General features: G+C 42.3%; 19 protein-coding genes. 11 read left to right on the top strand and 8 right to left on the bottom strand.

Annotation, left to right across the window (positions count from 1 at the left end):
• The first annotated feature begins 308 nt into the window (after window positions 1-308).
• From G563_RS0125900 to lon, 3 genes are all read left to right on the top strand, one after another.
• A complete protein-coding gene (locus tag G563_RS0125900) occupies window positions 309-599 on the top strand; it encodes a co-chaperone GroES (protein ID WP_028667890.1) in 291 nt (96 codons plus the stop codon).
• 123 nt (window positions 600-722) lie between these two features.
• A complete protein-coding gene (groL, locus tag G563_RS0125895; RefSeq protein WP_028667889.1) occupies window positions 723-2363 on the top strand; it encodes a chaperonin GroEL in 1641 nt (546 codons plus the stop codon).
• A gap of 360 nt (window positions 2364-2723) precedes the next feature.
• Window positions 2724-5219 carry an endopeptidase La gene (gene lon / locus G563_RS0125890; protein ID WP_028667888.1) on the top strand — a complete coding sequence of 832 codons (2496 nt, stop codon included), beginning with the start codon at window positions 2724-2726 and terminating at the stop codon, window positions 5217-5219.
• A 90-nt stretch (window positions 5220-5309) separates the two neighbouring features.
• On the opposite strand, the gene G563_RS0125885 is transcribed toward lon, so the two are convergent.
• Together G563_RS0125885 and G563_RS35910 are read right to left on the bottom strand one after the other, a co-directional pair.
• Window positions 5310-6554, bottom strand: coding sequence for a pyridoxal phosphate-dependent aminotransferase (locus tag G563_RS0125885; protein ID WP_028667887.1), 1245 nt, complete (start codon window positions 6552-6554; stop codon window positions 5310-5312).
• Between the two features lie 70 nt (window positions 6555-6624).
• Complete coding sequence (locus G563_RS35910; RefSeq protein ID WP_037328223.1) at window positions 6625-7347, bottom strand: DUF4290 domain-containing protein; 723 nt, start codon at window positions 7345-7347, stop codon at window positions 6625-6627.
• Between the two features lie 196 nt (window positions 7348-7543).
• Here G563_RS35910 and G563_RS35905 point away from each other — a divergent pair, with 196 nt between their 5' ends.
• Window positions 7544-8566: a hypothetical protein gene (locus G563_RS35905; protein ID WP_051211207.1), complete on the top strand. Its 1023-nt coding sequence runs from the start codon at window positions 7544-7546 to the stop codon at window positions 8564-8566.
• A 152-nt stretch (window positions 8567-8718) separates the two neighbouring features.
• A complete protein-coding gene (locus G563_RS0125865; RefSeq protein WP_028667886.1) occupies window positions 8719-9954 on the top strand; it encodes a spore maturation protein in 1236 nt (411 codons plus the stop codon).
• Here G563_RS0125865 and rpiB read toward each other — a convergent pair.
• Window positions 9951-10385 carry a ribose 5-phosphate isomerase B gene (gene rpiB, locus G563_RS0125860; protein ID WP_028667885.1) on the bottom strand — a complete coding sequence of 145 codons (435 nt, stop codon included), beginning with the start codon at window positions 10383-10385 and terminating at the stop codon, window positions 9951-9953. The two genes, G563_RS0125865 and rpiB, sit on opposite strands and share 4 nt — an antisense overlap.
• Before the next feature lie 172 nt (window positions 10386-10557).
• Between rpiB and G563_RS0125855 the strand changes: the two genes are divergently transcribed.
• Window positions 10558-11283, top strand: a complete 726-nt coding sequence (locus G563_RS0125855) for an LOG family protein (RefSeq protein ID WP_028667884.1) — start codon at window positions 10558-10560, stop codon at window positions 11281-11283.
• A 57-nt stretch (window positions 11284-11340) separates the two neighbouring features.
• Here the strand turns inward: G563_RS0125855 and G563_RS0125850 are convergent, their stop codons facing one another.
• Both G563_RS0125850 and G563_RS0125845 read right to left on the bottom strand, forming a co-directional pair.
• Entirely contained in the window at window positions 11341-11724 is a 384-nt protein-coding gene (locus tag G563_RS0125850) for a DUF3037 domain-containing protein (protein WP_028667883.1), read from the bottom strand.
• Window positions 11702-12496: a HipA family kinase gene (locus G563_RS0125845; protein ID WP_051211206.1), complete on the bottom strand. Its 795-nt coding sequence runs from the start codon at window positions 12494-12496 to the stop codon at window positions 11702-11704. The genes G563_RS0125850 and G563_RS0125845 overlap by 23 nt, the downstream gene beginning before the upstream one ends.
• A gap of 195 nt (window positions 12497-12691) precedes the next feature.
• Between G563_RS0125845 and G563_RS0125835 the strand changes: the two genes are divergently transcribed.
• The 4 genes from G563_RS0125835 to G563_RS35895 all read left to right on the top strand — a co-directional run bounded on the left by G563_RS0125835 (window position 12692) and on the right by G563_RS35895 (window position 17936).
• Window positions 12692-13411, top strand: a complete 720-nt coding sequence (locus G563_RS0125835; protein ID WP_028667880.1) for a tRNA1(Val) (adenine(37)-N6)-methyltransferase — start codon at window positions 12692-12694, stop codon at window positions 13409-13411.
• A 51-nt stretch (window positions 13412-13462) separates the two neighbouring features.
• Window positions 13463-14350 carry an oxygen-dependent coproporphyrinogen oxidase gene (gene hemF / locus G563_RS0125830; RefSeq protein WP_028667879.1) on the top strand — a complete coding sequence of 296 codons (888 nt, stop codon included), beginning with the start codon at window positions 13463-13465 and terminating at the stop codon, window positions 14348-14350.
• Between the two features lie 118 nt (window positions 14351-14468).
• Complete coding sequence (locus G563_RS35900; RefSeq protein ID WP_037328221.1) at window positions 14469-17105, top strand: DNA gyrase/topoisomerase IV subunit A; 2637 nt, start codon at window positions 14469-14471, stop codon at window positions 17103-17105.
• Between the two features lie 168 nt (window positions 17106-17273).
• Window positions 17274-17936: a SanA/YdcF family protein gene (locus G563_RS35895; protein ID WP_051211205.1), complete on the top strand. Its 663-nt coding sequence runs from the start codon at window positions 17274-17276 to the stop codon at window positions 17934-17936.
• A gap of 9 nt (window positions 17937-17945) precedes the next feature.
• Here G563_RS35895 and G563_RS0125815 read toward each other — a convergent pair whose 3' ends face one another.
• On the bottom strand, window positions 17946-18782 hold the full coding sequence (locus G563_RS0125815) for a sugar phosphate isomerase/epimerase family protein (protein ID WP_028667877.1): 837 nt from the start codon (window positions 18780-18782) through the stop codon (window positions 17946-17948).
• Window positions 18783-18900: 118 nt separating this feature from the next.
• Here G563_RS0125815 and G563_RS0125810 point away from each other — a divergent pair, with 118 nt between their 5' ends.
• Window positions 18901-20091 (top strand): class I SAM-dependent rRNA methyltransferase, encoded by a 1191-nt coding sequence (locus G563_RS0125810; protein ID WP_028667876.1) that lies wholly within the window; start codon window positions 18901-18903, stop codon window positions 20089-20091.
• A gap of 138 nt (window positions 20092-20229) precedes the next feature.
• On the opposite strand, the gene G563_RS0125805 is transcribed toward G563_RS0125810, so the two are convergent.
• Together G563_RS0125805 and G563_RS0125800 are read right to left on the bottom strand one after the other, a co-directional pair.
• Window positions 20230-20694: a group I truncated hemoglobin gene (locus tag G563_RS0125805; RefSeq protein WP_037328220.1), complete on the bottom strand. Its 465-nt coding sequence runs from the start codon at window positions 20692-20694 to the stop codon at window positions 20230-20232.
• Window positions 20695-20769: 75 nt separating this feature from the next.
• Window positions 20770-21201, bottom strand: coding sequence for a heavy-metal-associated domain-containing protein (locus tag G563_RS0125800; protein WP_169579810.1), 432 nt, complete (start codon window positions 21199-21201; stop codon window positions 20770-20772).
• Window positions 21202-21227 lie beyond the last annotated feature (26 nt).

Here is a 21227-nt window from a genome sequence, read left to right as displayed (position 1 = left end):
CTCTGGTCGTATACAGCATCAATAGCCTGAATATTCAATAAAATCTTCGTAAAATGATGCTTCGTAGATAATTATAAGTCAATTTATGAAAAAAAACAATATTGCCAAATAAAATACAACAAAAATATTGATACCGCCAACGATTATTCCGGGTATGGCAGAGTTTGTAGATAAGATTTTCTTGTTACTGCAAAAATGGCAGAAAATCGGCTTAATGTACCGTTGGCATAGAAAATGCTATATTTGCCCTCGGAAAACTTATCGGTAAGTTTCAACAATTATAAAACTAATTAAAACCCCTGATAACTATGTCAGCAGTTGCAGAAAAAGTAAATGTTAAGCCGTTAGCAGATCGCGTGCTCGTTCAGACCGCACCTGCAGAAGAAAAAACCGCTTTTGGTATCATCATCCCTGATACTGCGAAAGAGAAACCCCAACGTGGAACCGTAGTAGCAGTAGGCCCTGGTAAAAAAGACGAGCCTCTTACTGTGAAAGTAGGGGATACTATTCTCTACGGCAAATATGCAGGCACTGAGATTACTGTAGAAGGTCAAGAGTATCTCATTATGCGCGAATCTGACATTTTCGCTATTATCTAAATCTTTAATTAACGCATAATGTGACAATTTGGAAATTCGGTAATTGTGGTTCAGTTACTGATTCAAACTTTCAATTGTTTTATTTTCAAATTCACAAATTCACAAATTTTTAATTTTAAAAAAATGGCTAAGAAAATATTTTTCGATACCGAAGCACGTGACAAAATAAAGAAGGGTGTTGATACCCTTGCAAATGCCGTTAAAGTGACGCTTGGTCCTAAAGGTCGGAATGTTATCATCGATAAAAAATTCGGCTCACCAGCTATTACCAAAGACGGTGTAACTGTAGCTAAAGAAATCGAATTGAAAGATGCTATGGAAAACATGGGTGCTCAACTCGTGAAAGAAGTAGCTTCAAAAACTGCGGATGCCGCAGGTGACGGTACTACTACAGCTACTGTTTTGGCGCAAGCTATTTATACAATCGGATCTAAAAACGTAGCCGCTGGTGCCAATCCAATGGATTTGAAACGTGGTGTAGATAAGGCTGTTGGAGCGGTTGTTGCTAACTTAGCTGCCCAAGCTCAAACTGTAGGTGATGACTTTAGCAAAATCGCTCAAGTTGCTACTATTTCTGCCAATCACGACGAAGAAATCGGTAACATGATTGCCGATGCGATGAAAAAAGTAGGTACAGAAGGTGTAATCACCGTAGAAGAAGCACGTGGTACCGAAACAGAGGTTAAGACTGTAGAAGGTATGCAGTTTGACCGTGGTTATTTGTCGCCTTATTTCGTGACAAACGCCGAAAAAATGGAAGCCGAATTGGAGAAGCCTTTCATCTTGATTTCTGAGAAGAAAGTATCTTCCATGAAAGAGTTGCTTCCTGTATTGGAAGGCGTAGCTCAAACTGGCCGTCCTTTGTTGATCATTGCTGAAGACGTAGATGGCGAAGCCCTTGCTACGTTGGTAGTCAACAAAATCCGTGGTGCATTGAAAGTATGTGCCGTAAAAGCGCCAGGCTTTGGCGATCGTCGCAAAGCTATGTTGGAAGACATCGCTATCTTGACCGGTGGAACTGTAATCGCCGAAGAGCGTGGATTCAAACTCGAAAACGCTGACCTTTCTTACCTTGGTCACTGCGAAAAAATCATTATCGACAAAGACAATACAACTATCGTGAACGGTTCGGGGGATCAAGAGCAAATCAAGGCTCGAGTTAACCAAATCAAGTCACAAATCGAAAATACTACTTCTGACTACGATCGCGAAAAATTGCAAGAGCGTTTGGCGAAATTGTCGGGTGGAGTAGCTATCCTTTATATTGGTGCGGCTACTGAAGTAGAAATGAAAGAGAAAAAAGACCGCGTAGATGACGCCCTTCATGCTACTCGCGCTGCCGTAGAAGAAGGTATCGTGACTGGTGGTGGGGTGGCTCTTATCCGTGCTATCTCTGCATTGGATAGCCTTGAAGGTATCAATGATGACGAAACTACAGGTATCAACATCATCCGTCAGGCTTTGGAATCACCTCTTCGTACAATCGTTGCCAACGCAGGTGGCGAAGGTTCTGTTGTAATCAACAAAATCAAAGAAGGTGAAGGTGGTTATGGATACAATGCAAAAAATGATACTTACGAAGATCTTTTTGCAGCAGGTATCATCGATCCTAAAAAAGTAACTCGTCTAGCCCTCGAAAACGCTGCTTCTATCGCAGGTTTGTTGTTGACCACAGAATGTATGATTGCTGACGAGCCAGAAGAAAATGCTGGCGCAGCTGCAGCTGGTCACGGACACGGCGGTGGAATGGGTGGCATGATGTAATAGTCGGCTTTAGCCTTATTCATTATACGAAAGCCCTCGGACTTCCGGGGGCTTTTTTTAAGTTTGTTTGGATAGTTATTTAGCTGATTTGAAGTAAAGGGGGATTTATATCAAAGTTATACCTATTTTTTATAAAGAATATAGCACCGCGCAGCGGGTTACTTTCTGTTCAAACCATTATTTTGCAGCATCGTGAAAACTTAATTTTTTACAAAGACAGAAAGTTGAGAAGGAGACAGAAATTTGTTTGTAAAGTATCTGTTTTTGTCATATTATGTTTTTGTTATTTAGAATCCTTTAACCCGATAGAAATTTTCGTTATATTGTCCAAACTTTTCTGTCAAATTGACAGCCCTGCGTATGAATCTTGATCCAAACGAATTATATACACGACTGATGCTTGCCGATTCAGATTTAGATAGCCTCGAAATCGTACCATTAGGAGGACGTGAAGGTGATGACGAACCCATCGAAATGCCCGAAGAGCTTTCTATTCTCCCACTCCGAAACACCGTTTTATTCCCGGGAATGGTAATTCCTGTGACGGTGGGTCGACAAAAATCTATCAGACTTGTCAAAAAAGCTTACAAAGGAGATCGTATCATTGGGGTGATTGCTCAGCAAAACCAAGATAAAGCCGAGCCCGCTAGTACAGATTTGTATACAGTCGGAACCATGGGGCATATCATCAAAATGATTACACTTCCTGATGGCAACACTACGATTATCCTTCAAGGGCGTCAGCGTTTTAGAATCAAAGATTACGTTCGTGAAGAGCCTTACATGATTGCGAAGGTGTCGCCAATAGAAGATTATTTTCCAAATCAGAACAAAAAAGAGTCGAAGGCGTTGATTCAGACGCTTAAAGATTCGGCCCATAAAATATTAAGGCTTAATCCCGATATTCCACAAGAAGCTAGAATTGCCCTTGACAATATCGAAAGCCCTACTTTCTTGACGCATTTTTTGTCGTCCAATATCAATGCGGAAGTGTCTGATAAACAAGAGCTTCTTGAAAAACCTACCATTCCAGAACAGGCCACAAAGCTGCTGGAATTTATGCTGAAAGAAATTCAGATGTTGGAGCTCAAGCGCGATATTCAGAGTAAAGCTAGCTCAGATATTGACCAACAACAACGTGATTATTTTTTGCGTCAGCAAATCAAAGTGTTGCAAGATGAACTTGGCATGGAAACTCCCGAGCGCGAGCTTGAGGATATTCGTTTCCGGGCTTCAAAGAAAAAATGGTCGGAAACGGTACAAAAACACTTTGATAAAGAAACCCAAAAATTACAACGCATCAATCCCATGGCGCCCGATTATCCTGTGACGCTCAATTACCTTGAGCTCATGGTGGATTTGCCTTGGGGAGAATATACCAAAGATAATTTTGACCTGAAGCGTGCTCAGAAGATATTGGACTCTGATCACTTTGGACTCGAAAAAGTCAAAGAGCGTATCATCGAGTACCTTGCCGTATTGAAATTGAAAAATAGCCTAAAAGCACCTATCTTATGCTTGTACGGCCCTCCGGGTGTGGGTAAAACCTCCTTGGGAAAATCAGTTGCCAAAGCACTCGGACGTAAATATATCAGAATGGCCCTTGGAGGCTTGCACGATGAAGCGGAGATTAGAGGCCACCGTAAAACATATATCGGAGCAATGCCTGGCAAATTGATTCAGAATGTCAAAAAAGCAGGCTCTTCCAATCCGGTATTTATTCTGGACGAGATTGATAAAGTAGGTTCTGATTTTAGGGGTGACCCTGCCTCGGCTCTTTTGGAAGTGCTTGACCCTGAGCAAAATAATGCTTTTAATGACAACTACCTTGAGGTAGAGTATGATTTGTCAAAAGTACTTTTTATTGCTACTGCCAACTCGCTCGATACCATTCATCCTGCTCTTCGTGATCGGATGGAGATTATTGAGCTGACAGGTTACACGGTCGAAGAAAAACTACAAATCGCAAAAAAATACCTTGTTCCAAAACAACGTAAAGACCACGGTTTGGATACTAAATCTTTTAGCTTGGACGATAAAGCTATTTTGAAAGTAATAGAGTATTACACCCGTGAGTCAGGAGTACGAAACCTAGAACAGAAGATTGGAACGCTGATCCGAAAAGTGGCTAAATCGATTGCCATGGAAGAGGAATATCCCAAAATCATCAAAGCTGAGCATATCGAAAAACTGCTAGGTCCTGAGATTTTCGACAAGGATTTGTACCAAGACAACCATACCGCAGGGATTGTAACCGGCTTGGCTTGGACGTCGGTAGGAGGCGAAATTCTGTTTATTGAGTCGAGCTTAAGCCGTGGGAAGGGTGCTTTGACGTTGTCGGGACAGTTGGGAGATGTGATGAAAGAATCGGCCATAACGGCATTGTCATACCTCAAAGCACATTCTGATACTTTGGATATTGATTATCGGATTTTTAGTAATTACGATTTACACATCCATATTCCAGCGGGGGCTGTTCCTAAAGATGGTCCTTCGGCGGGTATCACCATGCTTACGTCGATTGCTTCGATTTTTACGCAGCGTCGTGTAAAAGCGCAGATTGCGATGACCGGCGAAATCACGCTCCGTGGTAAAGTATTGCCAGTAGGAGGGATTAAGGAGAAGATTTTGGCTGCTTCGCGCGCCGGTGTCACCGAAATCATCATGTGTTATAAAAATCGGAAAGATGTAGAAGAAATCAAGGCGTCTTATGTGAAAGACCTCAAATTTCACTATGTAGATAATGTAGAAGAAGTATTGGCGATCGCGCTTTTGCCCGAAAAAGTAGACAAGCCGATGACTTTTGTTTTCTCAGATGAAAAAAAGTCCAATCTTCTTGAAACCGAATTGAATTAATGAGAAATTTGATGTAGAACAGAAAATAGCATTATCAAAAAAGGGAACTGATACAGTTCCCTTTTTTGATGGCCAAACACTTCGTGAAATCTAAAGCAGGTATTCTTCTACGGTGCTTTCGGCATGAATGCTAGTATTGTGCAAAAAAGTTTCAATACGGTTCATGGCCGTTGTCAATTCATCGACTGTGGGTAAAAACACAATCCTGAAGTGGTCGGGCGTAATATAATTAAAGCCTGTACCAGCTACAAGTAATACTTTTTGGTCGTTGAGAAGTTGAAAAACAAAATCTTCATCGTTTTTGAAATCAAACTTACGCAGGTCGATTTTTGGGAAAACATACAAGGCACCTTTGGGTTTGACGCAGCTAATGCCCGGAATCGAAACGAGTCGTTCGTAAACCAGATTCATCTGTTTATGAAGCCGACCTGTGGGTAGTACCAAGTCATTGATACTTTGATAGCCTCCCAAGGCAGTTTGGATGGCATATTGGGTAGGTACGTTGGCGCATAAACGCATACTTGCCAAAAACGTCAGTCCTTCAATGTATGATTTTGCTTTGTGTTTAGCACCGCTCAAAATAAGCCAACCACCTCGGAAGCCTGCCGAGCGGTAGTTTTTTGATAATCCCCCAAAAGTAACACAAAGGGTATCTTGAACCATCGTGGCAACGGGATAATGCTTGGCTCCGTCGAAGAGGATTTTGTCGTAGATTTCGTCTGAAAATAAAATCAAACGATGTCTTTCGGCGATTTCGGCAATGCGCTGAATTGTCTCCTTTTCGTAAACCGCTCCCGTTGGATTGTTGGGGTTTATCATCACAATCCCCTTGGTTTTGGGCGTGATTTTCCTTTCTAAGTCATCAAGGTCTGGATTCCAGTCACTTTGTTCGTCGCAAATATAATGCACTGGTTTGCCGCCACTTAGGGCTACCGATGTAGTCCACAGAGGATAATCTGGCGAGGGTACCAAAATTTCGTCTCCTTCATTGAGTAAGGCTTGCATGGCCATCACAATCAATTCACTGACCCCATTACCGATATAAACATCATTGATTTCTACCCCTTTGATGCCTTGGGTTTGGGTATAATGCATCACCGCCTTGCGCGCGGCAAACAATCCTCTTGAGTCAACGTATCCTTGGGCGTTTCGGATATTAAGAATGATGTCGTGAATAATCTCATCGGGCGCATCAAACCCAAAGGGGGCTGGGTTGCCGATATTGAGATTGATAATCTTATATCCTTGACTTTCAAGCTCTAAAGCTTTTTCGTAGATAGGGCCTCGGATATCGTAGCGGAGATGTTCGAGGCGGTTGCTTTTTAGGATTTGCATAATCAGTACCAGATAAAATGAGCCTGAAACGAGTTTTATAGACTCCTCTCAAACCCCATACCAAACACAATCATCGTCTGCGATTATTCTTGTTGTTACGGAATTTGTCGCGATTGCGGTTGTTATTATTATTATTACTATTGTTGTTGTTGTTATTATTATTACTGCGATTGTTGTTGTTGCTACGGTCGCGGTTGTTATTGTTATTAAAATTCCGCTGGTTGTTTTGTAAGTTGCGTTGGTAGCGTTCTACATTGGTACCTTTGTCGCGAGGGGTAGATTCTACCAGTCCATTTTGTCTTAGATAAGCCAATTCTTCGCTGAGATGCCCTTTGGAGATTTCGTCTAATTGCGTAAAAACGACATTATCATCGGGATTATCCTTGTTCCAAGTGTTGTAAAATGTTCTCATTTGACGAATCAAATAAGAAATAAAAGCCAATTTTTCTTCACGGTCAGTGCAATTGATTGCTTTTTCGACCAGCAGCAATAGGCTTTTACCGTATTGTTTATATCTGATAGCAGATTGGCTATAAGGTACTTGTAAGGGCTTTTTTCCTACCGCTTCGGGCGAAGGAGGAGGGAAAGGGCTATCTACATCAAGTTTGAAATTGGTCATAATGTAGAGATCATCCCAAAGTTTTTGGGAATAATCTTGGCCATCGCGCATATTGGGGTGTATTTGCCGCATCAACTCGACCAAGATATGCGCATATAAAGTACGCTTTTCACGGTCTTGGATATTGACAAGGTAGTCAGCTAATTTTTGGACGTTGCTTCCGTATTCTTTCAAGGGAGAGGACTGTTTAAGTACTTTTGTATTTTTTTAACAAAAAAGCGATTTTGTGAATAAAAGCCAAATTGTTGCTTGCCGTAAAGTTACGAAAAATCAACTTACTTTGGCAAAATGAGTCACTCGTTGTAATTTTGACCTTTTAATTTTTATAAATGCGAATCTAAGCAAAACAAACCACAATTCTCCCTCACAAATGAGTAAAAAAGTAGATGTCAGTATTGCTTTTTACGGAAAGCCCTATCAGGCCATTATCACAATCAAGACTTTGATGAAATATAGTGGCCAGCACATTGACAAAATTTATATATCACGCGAGCGTCTCCAACCCCACAATGATTATATAGGTATTTACAAAATCATCGATTACTTCCGAAACACGGATGTAAAGCTAGAAATTCAATATCCTCATCATTTTTTGGGACTTGGGGTGTCGGATTATGAGCGAGCTAAAAATGATACCCGTTTTCGGCATAGTATTTTGTACCAATATCCTTTGGAAATGACCGATAAGAAATACCTCTGTATTATGCACAATGATATGCTTTTTTACGGAGATATGATTGGAGACATGCTCAAGGAGTTTGAAAAAGGCCCTAAAAATCTAGCGGGCGTAGGGTCGATTGGCCAATGTTGGAGCTGCCCAGCGGGACCAACTTGGGGCAATAAGTGTGATTCGACAAAATTTGAGCAGTACGTGCCTACGCAAGCAGAAGCCATTGCCTTGGCAGAGGCGCACGACACCCCTCGTAAAGATATTCAGCTCCGGGTGCTTAAAGCAGGGCGTGTGCATATCTTGCCCGAATGCCGCCTCAATGAATATTGTGCGATGATTGATGTAGAAAAATATCGCAAAGAAACCTTGCCACAGGGTGATATTGGCTGCTACGGCGGAGGCTGGAAAGGCGTGGATACGGCTACGATTTGGTCGCATGATATGTACCAAAGAGGCTATACCTTCAAGCATTTGACTTTGGAAGATTATACGCGTCATGCAGCTTTTGATACTACTGGTAGTGGTACCAAAGCCAATTCAAGCTCTGAGACTTATTGGAATGCTGAAAAAAATGCCGAGAAATACATCAACGAAAACTTTGGCCCACTTCGTTTTAGTTCGTACGTAAACCGCGCCAATACCTACGATACCATCAAGCGTAAAGTATGGCTCGGTATCATTCATACGTATGGATTTGCCAAAAAAGTAATCGGTAAAGCCTAAATAAGACAGTCTACAAAGCGCTCAATTTTTAGCGGCTTGCTATCAATTGAGTGCTTTGTTGTTTTTATAAGCAAAATTTTATTCCCTATTTTCTGATTCTCTGATTAACACATTTCTTTATCTTTAGCTTTTCCTAACCACCTTCATCACTTATGGCTCTTAATTATATCTGGCTTGCGTTTTTTTTGATTGCATTTGTAGTAGCACTTCTCAAATTTATTTTCTTAGGAGATACCGAAATATTCAAGCTGATTGTCGAAGGGATGTTTGATTCGGCCAAAGTGGCAGTGATGGATATTGCACTTCCTTTGGCTGGGGTGATGACATTTTTTTTGGGGTTGCTCAATATTGGAGAAAAAGCAGGCGCCATCAATTTTTTGGCTAGGATTATTGGCCCCTTTTTTCACCAGCTTTTTCCTGAAGTCCCTAAAAATCACCCCGCTAATGGGCAGATGATTATGAATTTTTCGGCCAATATGCTAGGGCTTGACAATGCCGCTACTCCTTTTGGATTGCGGGCTATGCAGAGTTTGCAAGAGCTTAATCCTAGCAAAGAGACCGCTTCCAACGCCCAAATCATGTTTTTGGTATTGCATACATCGGGGCTTACGATTATACCTTTGGGGGTGATGGCTCAGCGGTCGATTTTGGGTGCCCAAGATCCTTCCGATATCCTCATACCTTGTCTTATCGCTACTTATATCGCTACTGTGGCAAGTATGGTGATTACGGGAATTTGGCAAAAAATCAATCTCTTCAATCGAATTTTTGTGACTTGGGTCGGTGGAATAAGCCTTCTCTTAGGTTTGTTGTTGTGGTATTTGTCTCAACAATCGAAGGAGCAAATAGAAGTCATTTCAAAAGTAGGTGGGAATCTAATCTTGCTAGTCATAGTGGTGGCATTTTTGCTTGGAGGACTGCGCAAAAAAATCGACTTGTTTGGGACTTTTGTCGACGGAGCCAAGGCAGGTTTTGAAACTTCCGTAAAAATTATCCCTTATCTAGTAGGAATGCTAGTAGCAATCAGCGCCTTTCGTAATGCGGGAGTGATGAGCTATGTGGTAGAAGGTTTCAAATACGTAATTGCGCTTACGGGGATTAACACCGATTTTACGGATGCCATGCCCGTGGCTTTGATGCGTCCTATCAGTGGGAGTGCCGCGCGGGCACTCATGATAGATTCGATGAAGCAATTTGGTGCTGATTCGTTTGTGGGGCGATTGTCGTGTATGTTTCAGAGTTCGGCAGATACTACTTTTTATATTGTAGCGCTTTATTTTGGATCGGTAGGTATCAAAAAAACCCGCTATGCGATTATAGCAGGTTTGATTGCTGATTTTATTGGCGTGACGGCGGCTATATTTTTAGCCTATTTCTTTTTTCATTAACAAGCAATTTTACCAACGCGAATAGCGTGACGCCCTCCTTCAAATTCGGTAGTGAGAAAAATCCTAACGCACTCAAACGCGGTCTCTTGGGCAATAAACCTGGCAGGTAGACAGATAATATTGGCGTCGTTGTGCTGACGAGCCAACGCCGCCAAAGGAGTGTCCCATACCAGTGCAGCCCTAATACCTTGGTGTTTGTTGGCGGTGATAGCCACACCTTGCCCACTGCCACATACCAATACGCCTTGGTCAAATTCGCCTTTTTCGACAGCTGAGGCTACTGGGTGGGCAAAATCGGCGTAGTCGGCCGAGTCGGCACTGAAGGTACCAAAGTCTTTTACTTCATATCCTTGTTGGGTAAGCCACTCTACCAAAGGCTGCTTGAGGAAAAAACCTGCGTGGTCACCACCTATTGCAATTTTTTTAGCCATGAATTGAACTATATTAAGAATTATTTTCGTTATTGTTGTCCTGCAAAGGTACGAGTGTAATGCACACGAAAAACCCTGCTAGTTTAATATTTTTGTAACCAAAGTCAGTGTTTTTGAGTTTCTTTATGGAAACTACAAAAATAAGTAGACCCTTAAACGCAAGAAAAAAGCCATGTCAGAAATTGAATTATTAAATGAAGAAAAACGAATCAGAGAAGCTTTTGAAGATAAAAACTGGAATGAAATAAAAACCGCCGATTCATGGGTAATATTCAAAGTGTTGGCGGAATTTGTGGAAGGATTTGACAAATTAGCAAAAATAGGCCCTTGTGTATCTATTTTTGGTTCGGCCCGTACCAAACCAGATCATCCCTATTTCAAAATGACCGAAGAGATTGCCGCTAAGTTGGTACGGCATGGCTACGGCGTAATCACCGGTGGTGGGCCTGGTATCATGGAAGCTGGTAACAAAGGAGCGTTTGAACAGGGAGGTAAGTCGGTTGGACTCAATATCAAATTGCCTTTTGAACAACATAGCAACTTGTACATCGATCCTGACAAAAACATCAACTTTGATTTCTTCTTTGTTCGCAAGGTAATGTTTGTCAAGTACTCTCAGGGTTTTATTGTGATGCCCGGAGGATTTGGGACTTTGGATGAACTTTTTGAAGCTTTAACTTTGATTCAAACCAAAAAAATTGGACGCTTCCCGATTGTGATGGTGGGACGGGCGTATTGGTCGGGGCTGATTGATTGGATCAAAGAGGCAATGCTGGAGACGGAGCGAAACATCAATCCCGAAGACCTTAAGCTCTTTAGCTTGGTAGATACTGCTGACGAGGCTGTCAAAGTAATTGATGATTTTTATGCCAAGTATTTGTTGAAACCCAATTTCTAATAAAAACACTTGCTGCAAAGAGGCTGTCCAATTACTTTTTGAGTAGCCTCTTTGGTGTTATTGGACTAGTTGCGAAAACAATTGGCTAAGTGTATGCTCAGCATTGATGCACATACCCGGATGTACTGCGGAGGTTTGGACTACGGTGCTGCGTGCGGCAGTCAGCCAGCGAAAACGAGAAGCAATTGGAAGTTGACCAATCACTCCCCCTTCTTTGCGACCAGCACAGATACGTTCAAACGAACGAAGCCGCTCATAGAGTTCAGGGCTATCAAGCTGGCAAGAAAAAGCTTTGAGTTTTTCTTCGTTGATTTCAAACTTAGTTTGTAAAAATCCTTGAGAGGCGCAATATACAATGACGCCTACATTGATGAACTCTTCGCGTTCTACGCGAGGCACTACCCGAATGACGGCGTACTCAAATAAGTGTCTTTCTTGCATTTTGTGCTTCGTTGACAAAAATAGAAGAGGCGGCTAGGCGCTCATTTAAAAATTGGACATATACATGACGACGCTCTTGGGGCGACATGCTACTGGAGTCGTCGCTCAGCCATTCGTCAGGAACAAGTGCCACGATGTTTTCGATTAGGGCAGGTGTCAAAATGGCACGGTACTCTTCATCTACTACTTCTAATTCGGCCGCACGTGGAAGCAATACATGGTCTTTGATGGCCGTAAACGGGCGGCGACACTGGCTTGCCCATGTATCCCAGTTATGATGAAAATAAAGTGAAGCACCGTGGTCTATCAGCCACAAATCGCGGTGCCACATCAGCATATTGGTATTGCGTGGGGTGCGGTCTACGTTGGTAATGAGGCAATCTAGCCACACGATTTGGGAGGCGAGTCGATTCCCGACGTTAGTAACAAGAGCATCAAAAGTAATGGCCCCCGACAAATAATGTACTCCCAAGTTGAGACCTACACTTGCTTTGAGGAGGTCTTGGATTTCTTCGTCAGGCTCGGTACGGCTAAAGGCTTCGTCGAGATAGCCAAATACAATTTCGGGTACTCGAAGCCCCAATGCGCGGGCGATTTCGCCCGAAATAAGCTCTGCAACAAGGGCTTTAGGGCCTTGGCCTGCGCCTCTAAATTTCATCACGTACATGAAATCATCGTCGGCGTCGACGATGGCAGGCAAAGAACCTCCTTCTCGTAGAGGAGTGACGTAGCGTGTCACATTGACAGAACGCAAGAGAAGACTGGTGCTCACAAATGGAGAAGTTTGGGGTGTTTAAAAACAAAATCTCTAATGCCTTAGAAATCTATGGATGCAAAAGTAGGATACTTTTTGATTTCCAAAAAATAATCGCATGCCTTCGTCAAAAGAGTATTTTGGTAGGTATGTGGCATTTGTTTTGTGCTTTAGCGGTTAAAATAGGTAATTTTGGCATTTTGAAAACAGACAATGCGCACCAAAAATCCTTTTTTTAGATTCAAGCAATTTACGGTTTGGCACGACCAAAGCGCGCTGAAAGTGTGCACTGAGGCGTGTATATTAGGAGCGTATGTATCAGTAGAAGGTGTTAGATACGGACTTGATATTGGAGCGGGAACGGGTTTGCTATCGTTGATGATGGCTCAGCGCAACAGAGCGATTGAAATCAGCGCCGTCGAAATTGATGAGGCGTCTTATCGGCAAGCCACTATGAATGTGCAACAAAGTGATTTTGGGTCGCAAATAAAATTGTACCATAGCTCTATTCAGGATTGGGAACCCAAACATTCCGGCCTTTATGAGCTTATTGTAAGTAATCCGCCTTTTTTTACGAATCATTTGCCCTCAACCCATCAAAGTCGTAACCGCGCCTTGCATACCGAAACGCTTACTTTAGCGGAGTTGTGGGAGAGTGTGATGCGTTTGATTGCTCCAAATGGCCGTTTTGTGGTATTACTTCCTCCTTACGAAACACAACGTTTGGTTGAAGTGGCTAACAAAACGGCTTTTTTCCCTGTTAGACAATGTAATGTCTATCAAAAACCAGACAAACCACTGTTTCGGCAGATTACAACATTTGGACAAGAAAATCAGCCTTGCGAGGTCGAAAATCTCTATATTCATAATGTAGACGGTACTTATGCTCAAAGTTTTAAAGATTTATTGCAAGACTATTATTTGAATTTTTAACTACTGTATTTTCTGAAAAATAAGGACAGAAAAAACAAAAAAAATGAACTCATGAGAGAAATTATAGCTACGTATTTTCAACAATTACAAGATCAGATTTGTCAGGCTATCGAACTGACTGATGGTACGGGGAAGTTTCAGGAGGATAAATGGGAGCATCATAGTGGTGGTGGTGGACGTACTAGGGTGATTCAGCATGGCGATATTATCGAAAAAGGTGGGGTCAATTTCTCCGCAGTAGAAGGTCAAACTTCAGAGGCCCTAATGCGTCAGATGAATCTGTCTGAGCGTGCCGATTATTTTGCCACGGGGGTGTCGATTGTGATGCATACCCAAAGCCCCATGGTGCCTATTATTCACATGAATGTGCGGTATTTTGAGATGTCTAATGGCATCAATTGGTTTGGGGGGGGGATAGACCTCACGCCGCATTATGTAATAGAAGATGATGCACGGTGGTTTCACCAACAATTAAAAAATACCTGTGATAGGTACCATCCCGAATATTACCCCCGCTTCAAAAAATGGGCCGACGATTATTTCTATATTCCCCATCGTCAAGAAACGCGGGGTGTGGGTGGGATTTTCTTTGATTATCTCAAACCATCACAACAAACCACCGAAGAGCTGTTTGAATTTGTGAAAGCCGTGGGTGAGACCTTTGCGCCTACCTACACACATTTAATGTCCAAAAACAAATCATTGCCTTTTGGAGAAGACCAAAAACACTGGCAATACCTACGCAGAGGTCGCTATGCGGAGTTTAACCTGGTGTGGGATAGAGGTACAAAATTTGGCCTCGAAACGGGTGGCCGTACCGAATCTATCTTGATGAGTCTTCCACCTCAGGCGCAGTGGGAGTACAATCATAGCCCCCAGCCTGATACTCCAGAAGCCCATACACTTTCGCTTTTAAAAAAAGGGATTGCTTGGGTTTAAACGCTAAAATCTGGACTTTTTTTCGTATATTTACACTTTAAATTTAGTGCCTAAGCTGATTGCAAACGGTGATTTTCGATGCATTAAACGTACCTTTTGCAAGTCACATTTTTCCAATATGAACGAGAGCTACCAAACCCAACCTGAAGACAAAGACCCTGATAACGACGCACTACACGACCAGTTGGCTGTGGCGGATATGTACCAAAATTGGTTTTTAGAGTATGCTTCATATGTTATTCTAGAACGTGCAGTCCCCAACATAGAAGATGGCCTTAAGCCCGTGCAAAGGCGTATATTGCACGCCCTCAAAGAAATGGACGATGGCCGTTTCAATAAGGTTGCTAATGTCATCGGTGCTACCATGCAATACCACCCACATGGCGATGCTTCTATCAACGAAGCGATTGTCAACATGGGACAAAAAGACTTACTATTTGATACCCAAGGAAGCTGGGGAGACATACGTACCGGGGATGGTGCCGCGGCGGCTCGTTATATTGAGGTGAGATTGTCGAAGTTTGGTAATGAGGTTGTTTTCAACGAAGACACTACCGAGTGGCAAATGAGTTATGACGGGCGTAAACGAGAGCCTGTTACTTTGCCTGTCAAGTTTCCGTTGCTATTGGCTACAGGAGTGGAGGGAATTGCGGTGGGGCTTTCTACCAAAATCTTGCCTCACAATTTTGTAGAACTTATCGAAGCTTCTATCGCCCTTTTGAAAGGACAGCCTTATGCTTTGTATCCCGATTTTCCGACGGGTGGCTATATAGATGTGAGCAACTATAACGACGGCCTTCGTGGTGGTAAAGTTAGGGTGAGGGCCAAAATCGAGGAGGTTGATAAAAAAACGTTGGTCATCAAAGATATACCATTTAGTACTACCACTACCTCCGTCAAAGACTCTATCATCAAAGCCAGTGAAGAAGGTAAAATCAAAATCAAAAAGCCCGAAAAAGGGATGCAGGCCGTTGAAGACCTCACGGCCCGAGATGTGGAGATTGTGATTCACTTGGCTCCTGGTGTATCTCCAGATATTACGATTGACGCGCTCTATGCTTTTACGGAATGCGAAGTGAGTATTTCGCCCAATGCCTGTGTCATCATTGATGAAAAACCACATTTTGTAACGGTCTCTCAAATCTTAAGAGATTGCAATGACCAAACGGTTCATCTCCTTAAGCGAGAATTAGAAATCCGGCGGTTTGAGTTGAAAGAAAAGCTTCTGCACAGTTCATTAGAGAAGATTTTTATTGAAAATCGAATTTATCGAGACATTGAGGAATGTGAGAGTTTTGAGGCAGTTATTCGGACGATTGATGCGGGTTTGACACCCTACAAATCGGATTTCTATCGCGAGATTACCGACGAAGACATCATTCGTTTGACCGAAATTCGAATCAAGCGTATTTCAAAGTTTGATGCCTTCAAGGCCGATGAAGCCATGAAAAAGCTAGAAGAAGAGTTGAAAGAAGTAGAAGACAATCTAGCGAATCTTACCCGTTTTGCGATTAATTATTACAAAGATTTACTCAAAAAATACGGAAAAAATCGCGAACGCCGTACCGAAATTCGTTCCTTTAATACTATTGCGGCCACAGTAGTGGCGGCGGCCAACCAAAAGCTGTACGTCAATCGGGAAGAAGGGTTTATCGGTTACGGACTCAAAAAAGACGAGTATGTCATGGACTGCTCTGATATTGATGATATTATTATTTTTAGACGTGATGGCAAATACAAAATAGTAAGGGTTTCGGACAAAGTCTTTGTGGGAAAAGACATTATTTATGTTTCAGTTTTCAAGAAAAATGATGAACGTAAAGTCTACAATTTGGCTTATTTAGATGGTAAGTCTGGAGTGTCTTATGTGAAGCGTTTTGCGGTTACGGGTATTACCCGAGATAAGGAATATGACGTAACATTGGGGACCAACAAATCAAAAATTACGTATTTTAGTGCCAACGACAACGGAGAAGCGGAGGTGATTACAGTCAACCTTACGGCTCAGTCTACGGCACGTATCAAAGTGTTTGATTTTAGCTTTGCACAGTTGTCAGTCAAAAACCGCTCTGCTATGGGCAATGTTTTGACTAAGTATCCTGTACGAAAACTAGCCTTTAAGTCGGCAGGAGCGTCTACTTTGGGCGGAGTGGATCTGTGGTACGATGAGGTGATAGGAAGACTTAATCGTGACGAACGCGGTACTTACCTGGGAAACTTCGACAATGGTGATTTGATACTTGTACTTTACAAAGAAGGTAGTTATGAATTGACGAGCTTTGATATCACGAACCGTTATGAGCCGAAAGATATTGTCCACCTAGAAAAGTTTGAGCCAGATTGCCCTATCACAGTGGTGTATTTTGAAGCAGGGCAAAAACAGTATTTTGCCAAACGTTTTAAAATAGAAACTTCGACAGTAGATAAGAAGTTTTCTTTTATTGGAGATACCAAAGGCTCAAAGATAGTGTTTGTATCGACCGACGCCCACCCTCGTATGGAGGTAGTCATTGAAAAAAGCAAGCACGAAATCCAAAAAGAAACAATGGCACTCGATGCTTTGGTAGAGGTAAGGGGGTGGAAAGCATTGGGCAATAAAATATCTAATTTTAAAATTAAGGAGATTAAACAGATTAGCTCATTGCCAGAAATCAAAAAAGAAAAACTTGTCAATGGTGTTGATAATGAAGAAGGTAAGACTAGAAGCGGCGGCGATGAGACCCCAAATGACAATGGGCAGCTAGGTTTATTTTAGGTGTGTACAATTTTTTAATAGTGTTAGAATTTTAGGGATATTACCTAAAAGAGTGTACTTTAGGAAGATTAATTATTGGATTTGGTTCATTTTGTGTAATTGACTTTGAAAGCAGGACTCCTCCATATTAGGGCGTTTCTTTATTCGCGTAGGCTTCGAGTTTCTTTGATGAAAAAACTCGTTAAGGCTGGTTTGTGGGTAGGCTTTTGTGTGGTCGTGCTAGTGCTTTTGTGTAATTGGATTGTGGTTGATACCACCCGTAATAAAGTTTATTTTGATCTAAAATCACTTCCCTCTACAGATGTGGGTTTGGTACTGGGAACGAGCAAGTACGTGGCAAGAGGAAAAGAAAATTTGTTTTTTAGGTATCGTATGGAAGCCTCGGCACTTCTTTACAAAGAGGGAAAAGTAAAATACTTAATATTGAGTGGTAACAAAGAAGCCGAAACTTACGACGAACCTAAAGCCATGAAGCAGGCACTCACGCAGCTAGGCGTACCCGAAGACGCTATGCTTTTAGATACAGCAGGCTACCGTACTTATGACTCGGTGGTTCGGTGTAGAGAGGTGTATGGGCAAGAGCGTGTAACGGTGATTTCGCAAAATTTTCACAACGCCCGTGCTCTGTATTTGGCCGAGCACGAAGGCCTTGATGCCATTGGGTTTGCGGCACAAGATGTGCCAGAAGGTTATTCAGTCAGAACGCTCATTCGAGAATACCTCGCGCGCCCCAAAGCAATGCTCGATGTGTATGTATTGAAGCCTGAAGCAGGAGTAAGAGAAACCCAAATATTTGACTTTCCGAAAGCCGCTAAGGCTTTCGGAAAGTAAGTAGGCTTCTTATATCGAAAGCTGTTTCATCCACTCAGCATCTACTTTCATACTTTCAATCGAAGAGCTAGGGTATTGTTCTTGCTCAACAATGTAGTACTTAATTCCAGCTTTTTTTGCCGCTTTTAAAATGGTATCAAAATCCATAGCGCCTTTGCCCAAATCCTTTTGGGATACGCGGCCATTGTCTAGTACCATATCTTTGATATGAACTAGTTCATAACGTTTACTGTACTTTTCGAGGTGAGCTACGGCATTTTGTCCCGAGGCTACAATCCAGCACAAATCTAGCTCAAACATTACATATTTGGGGTCGGTATTGGCAAGCAACAATTCTTGAGGGATTTGACCTTCCATTGCCTTAAATGAGTAGTCGTGGTTGTGATACCCAAATTTCATTCCAGCTTTGGTTACTTTTTCACCTACTTGATTGAAGAGTTCCGCTTTTTTCTTCCATTCGTCAAGGCTTTTTTGGGGACCCAAATAGGGGCACAGCATATACTTTAGACCTGCTTCAGCTCCTCTTTCGATGTTTTTGTCAAGGTCTTTGTTCATATCGAAGTGGGTACTGACCATTTTTACCCCCAAATCACCCAGAAATGTTTTGCATTCTTTAGGGCTCATTCCCCACAAAAAATCAGGCCCACCGTAGCTTTCGAATTGAGTATAGCCCATTTCGGCGAGTTGTTTCATGGTGCCTTTGGGGTCTTTGGGCATCAAATCACGAACGCTATATAATTGTACTCCAAATTTTTTGAGACGTTTGGCTTCTGCAAAAAGGCTGCTACTTAGGACAATACCCGCTCCAAGTGCGGTAGACTGCTTAATAAAATCGCGACGATTCATGAATAATAAGTTGATTGGTGATGTATTCAAAAAACAAAAAAACGAATAAAAAGCATTCTACTTGCATGGGTCTAAGTATTTTTGTCGCCTCAAACCAATCAATCTAAAAACTGTGTCCTTGTTTCATCAAGTTATTTTAAAGCCTCATCGAGACGAAGCTATTCGGCGTTTTCATCCTTGGGTGTTTTCGGGAGCCATAGGGCGCATCAAAGGTCAGCCCCAAGATGGCGACGTAGTAGAAGTATGTGACAGCAAAGGAGCGTATCTTGCTACGGGGCATTTTCACCAAGGCAATATTGCCGTTAAAATTTTTAGTTTTCAGCAGGTTACTCCAGATGTTTTGTTTTGGAAACAAAAGCTTCACAAAGCTTGGATGCTAAGAAAATCAATCTTACATGAAGGCATTGTAGAAAATATTACCAACTGCTATCGGCTTGTTCACGGCGAAGGAGATGGCTTACCAGGACTCATTGTTGATTATTATGACGGGGTATTGGTAATACAAGCCCATTCGATAGGAATGTACCGTTCGTTGGGAGAGATAAGTCAAGCTTTAGCTGAGGTGTTTGGTACAGAACTCAAGGCTATCTACAACAAAAGTGCCGATACCTTGCCCGAACAATTTGGACAAACGATTCAAAATCAATATTTGATGGGTACAAGTCAAGTGCCGCATGGCGTCAAAGAAAACGGTCATACTTTTATGATAGACTGGGAGACAGGACAAAAAACGGGTTTTTTCCTAGATCAGCGCGACAATCGTCAACTATTGGGGAGGTATGTCAAAGATAAAGACGTTTTAAATGCTTTCTGCTATTCGGGAGGGTTTTCCATCTATGCGCTAGCAGCGGGAGCCAAGTCAGTAGATTCGGTAGATGTCTCAAAGAAAGCCATTGAACTAACCAACAAAAACGTTGAAGCTAATTTCGGAGAAGAACAGCGCCACCAAGCCTATGCGGAAGATGTAATGGCTTTTTTGAAAAAAACTTCTGATACTTATGACGTAATGGTACTAGATCCTCCTGCTTTTGCCAAAAGTATGTCGGCGCGGCATAGGGCAGTTCAGGGCTATAAAAGACTCAATGCAGAGGGGATTCGCCATCTTAAATCCAACGGTATTTTGTTTACCTTTTCGTGCTCGCAGGTAGTAGATCGAGAGTTGTTTTATAATACAGTAGTGGCGGCAGCTATCGAAGCAGGGCGTCAGGTGCGGGTACTGCATCAGATTACCCAGCCCCCCGACCATCCAGTCAATCTTTTTCACCCCGAAGGAAGCTACCTTAAAGGCTTGGTACTATGGGTTGAATAGCAAAAACATCAGGGTCTTTCAGTAAGACCCTGATGTAACACTCAACTATCCAACCCTCTTACTACTTACTTGAAAACTATCTATGTAGAAGTACCTACGAAGGACTTGCATCAGTAGCATGACCTGTTTGGTACTTTTTTATTGGTTTACAATCATTCCTTTCAATCCTCCCAATACGCCAAGTAGCTCATTTTTTTCGGTAGTAGGTACTTTAAACTTGTCAAGTGCCATTACCAAATCATTGACGAGGGAGTTAAATTCATCGTCGGTGATTTTCATTCCTTTGTGGGCTGTCACCATGTCTTTGCCTTTATATACTTGTGGACCTCCACTTGCTTGGCCGATCTGATCGATGAGATTGTTGCGTAAGGCAGTTACACGAGTCGTTTTTCCAGCCGCTACTTCATCGAGCAATGGTTTAAAAGTACGCACCATTTTGGGATTGGCGGCTACGTTTGCGATGAATTGGTCAACTACGGCCGAGATGGCATTGACACCTCCGAGGCGTTCGTATAAGGTAGGTGCGGGAGTCTCTTCTTCTTTTTTGCAAGAACTCATCAAGGTTACTAATGCTACCGAGAAAATCAATAATGTCTTTTTCATGTTCTTTAAAATTTTAATTGTTTGGTGTTAATAAAAACATACGTTTGGGATAGTTGTCTTTTTGGAGGGGTTTGTTTATCGAAAACAAAGGGCATACTTGGCGCGCTCAAAAGCTAAAATATACTCATGCGGAACAGGGCATTCAGGTCCCGACGGCTCCACACCTTCAAAGGAAGCGTTTTGAACATCTGTATTGGTAATGTTGCTTACGAGTTGCGTAAGCGATTGGGCGGATGTTTGCTCTGGGTCAAAAGTAATACTTACGAGCTGGCTAGCAGGATTGGCTGCGCAAGCGGTCACGCCAGAAGTTTTGCTTACTTTTTCCTTTACTTCATTAGCTTCACCTAGATCAGTAAGACCGTTTACCTTCAAAATAGTCATGCTTATGGGTTTTACGTAAGCATGCATAGGAGCAGGTTCCCAATTGGCATATACCACAAAAGCGCCAAAGAGTATGGCCAAGGTATAAGCCGACGTTTTTAGTGTTTTTGATAAGATTGCTTTCATGATTGGAGGTTGTTTTGTCGTACTTA

Origin of the sequence: Runella zeae DSM 19591, assembly GCF_000423565.1 — a bacterium.
In the GTDB taxonomy this organism is placed as follows: Bacteria; Bacteroidota; Bacteroidia; order Cytophagales; family Spirosomataceae; genus Runella; species Runella zeae.
This window is presented reverse-complemented; position numbering and strand designations above follow the sequence as displayed.

Bases quoted from the DNA above. Each gene is read 5' to 3' on its own strand.
- G563_RS35895 (WP_051211205.1), top strand. From the start codon at position 17,274: ATGAAAAAACTCGTTAAGGCTGGTTTGTGGGTAGGCTTTTGTGTGGTC.
- G563_RS0125805 (WP_037328220.1), bottom strand. From the start codon at position 20,694: ATGAAAAAGACATTATTGATTTTCTCGGTAGCATTAGTAACCTTGATG.
- G563_RS0125900 (WP_028667890.1), top strand. From the start codon at position 309: ATGTCAGCAGTTGCAGAAAAAGTAAATGTTAAGCCGTTAGCAGATCGC.
- rpiB (WP_028667885.1), bottom strand. From the start codon at position 10,385: ATGGCTAAAAAAATTGCAATAGGTGGTGACCACGCAGGTTTTTTCCTC.
- lon (WP_028667888.1), top strand. From the start codon at position 2,724: ATGAATCTTGATCCAAACGAATTATATACACGACTGATGCTTGCCGAT.
- G563_RS0125850 (WP_028667883.1), bottom strand. From the start codon at position 11,724: ATGCAAGAAAGACACTTATTTGAGTACGCCGTCATTCGGGTAGTGCCT.
- G563_RS0125855 (WP_028667884.1), top strand. From the start codon at position 10,558: ATGTCAGAAATTGAATTATTAAATGAAGAAAAACGAATCAGAGAAGCT.
- groL (WP_028667889.1), top strand. From the start codon at position 723: ATGGCTAAGAAAATATTTTTCGATACCGAAGCACGTGACAAAATAAAG.
- G563_RS35900 (WP_037328221.1), top strand. From the start codon at position 14,469: ATGAACGAGAGCTACCAAACCCAACCTGAAGACAAAGACCCTGATAAC.
- hemF (WP_028667879.1), top strand. From the start codon at position 13,463: ATGAGAGAAATTATAGCTACGTATTTTCAACAATTACAAGATCAGATT.
- G563_RS0125835 (WP_028667880.1), top strand. From the start codon at position 12,692: ATGCGCACCAAAAATCCTTTTTTTAGATTCAAGCAATTTACGGTTTGG.
- G563_RS0125800 (WP_169579810.1), bottom strand. From the start codon at position 21,201: ATGAAAGCAATCTTATCAAAAACACTAAAAACGTCGGCTTATACCTTG.
- G563_RS35905 (WP_051211207.1), top strand. From the start codon at position 7,544: ATGAGTAAAAAAGTAGATGTCAGTATTGCTTTTTACGGAAAGCCCTAT.
- G563_RS0125865 (WP_028667886.1), top strand. From the start codon at position 8,719: ATGGCTCTTAATTATATCTGGCTTGCGTTTTTTTTGATTGCATTTGTA.
- G563_RS0125815 (WP_028667877.1), bottom strand. From the start codon at position 18,782: ATGAATCGTCGCGATTTTATTAAGCAGTCTACCGCACTTGGAGCGGGT.
- G563_RS0125885 (WP_028667887.1), bottom strand. From the start codon at position 6,554: ATGCAAATCCTAAAAAGCAACCGCCTCGAACATCTCCGCTACGATATC.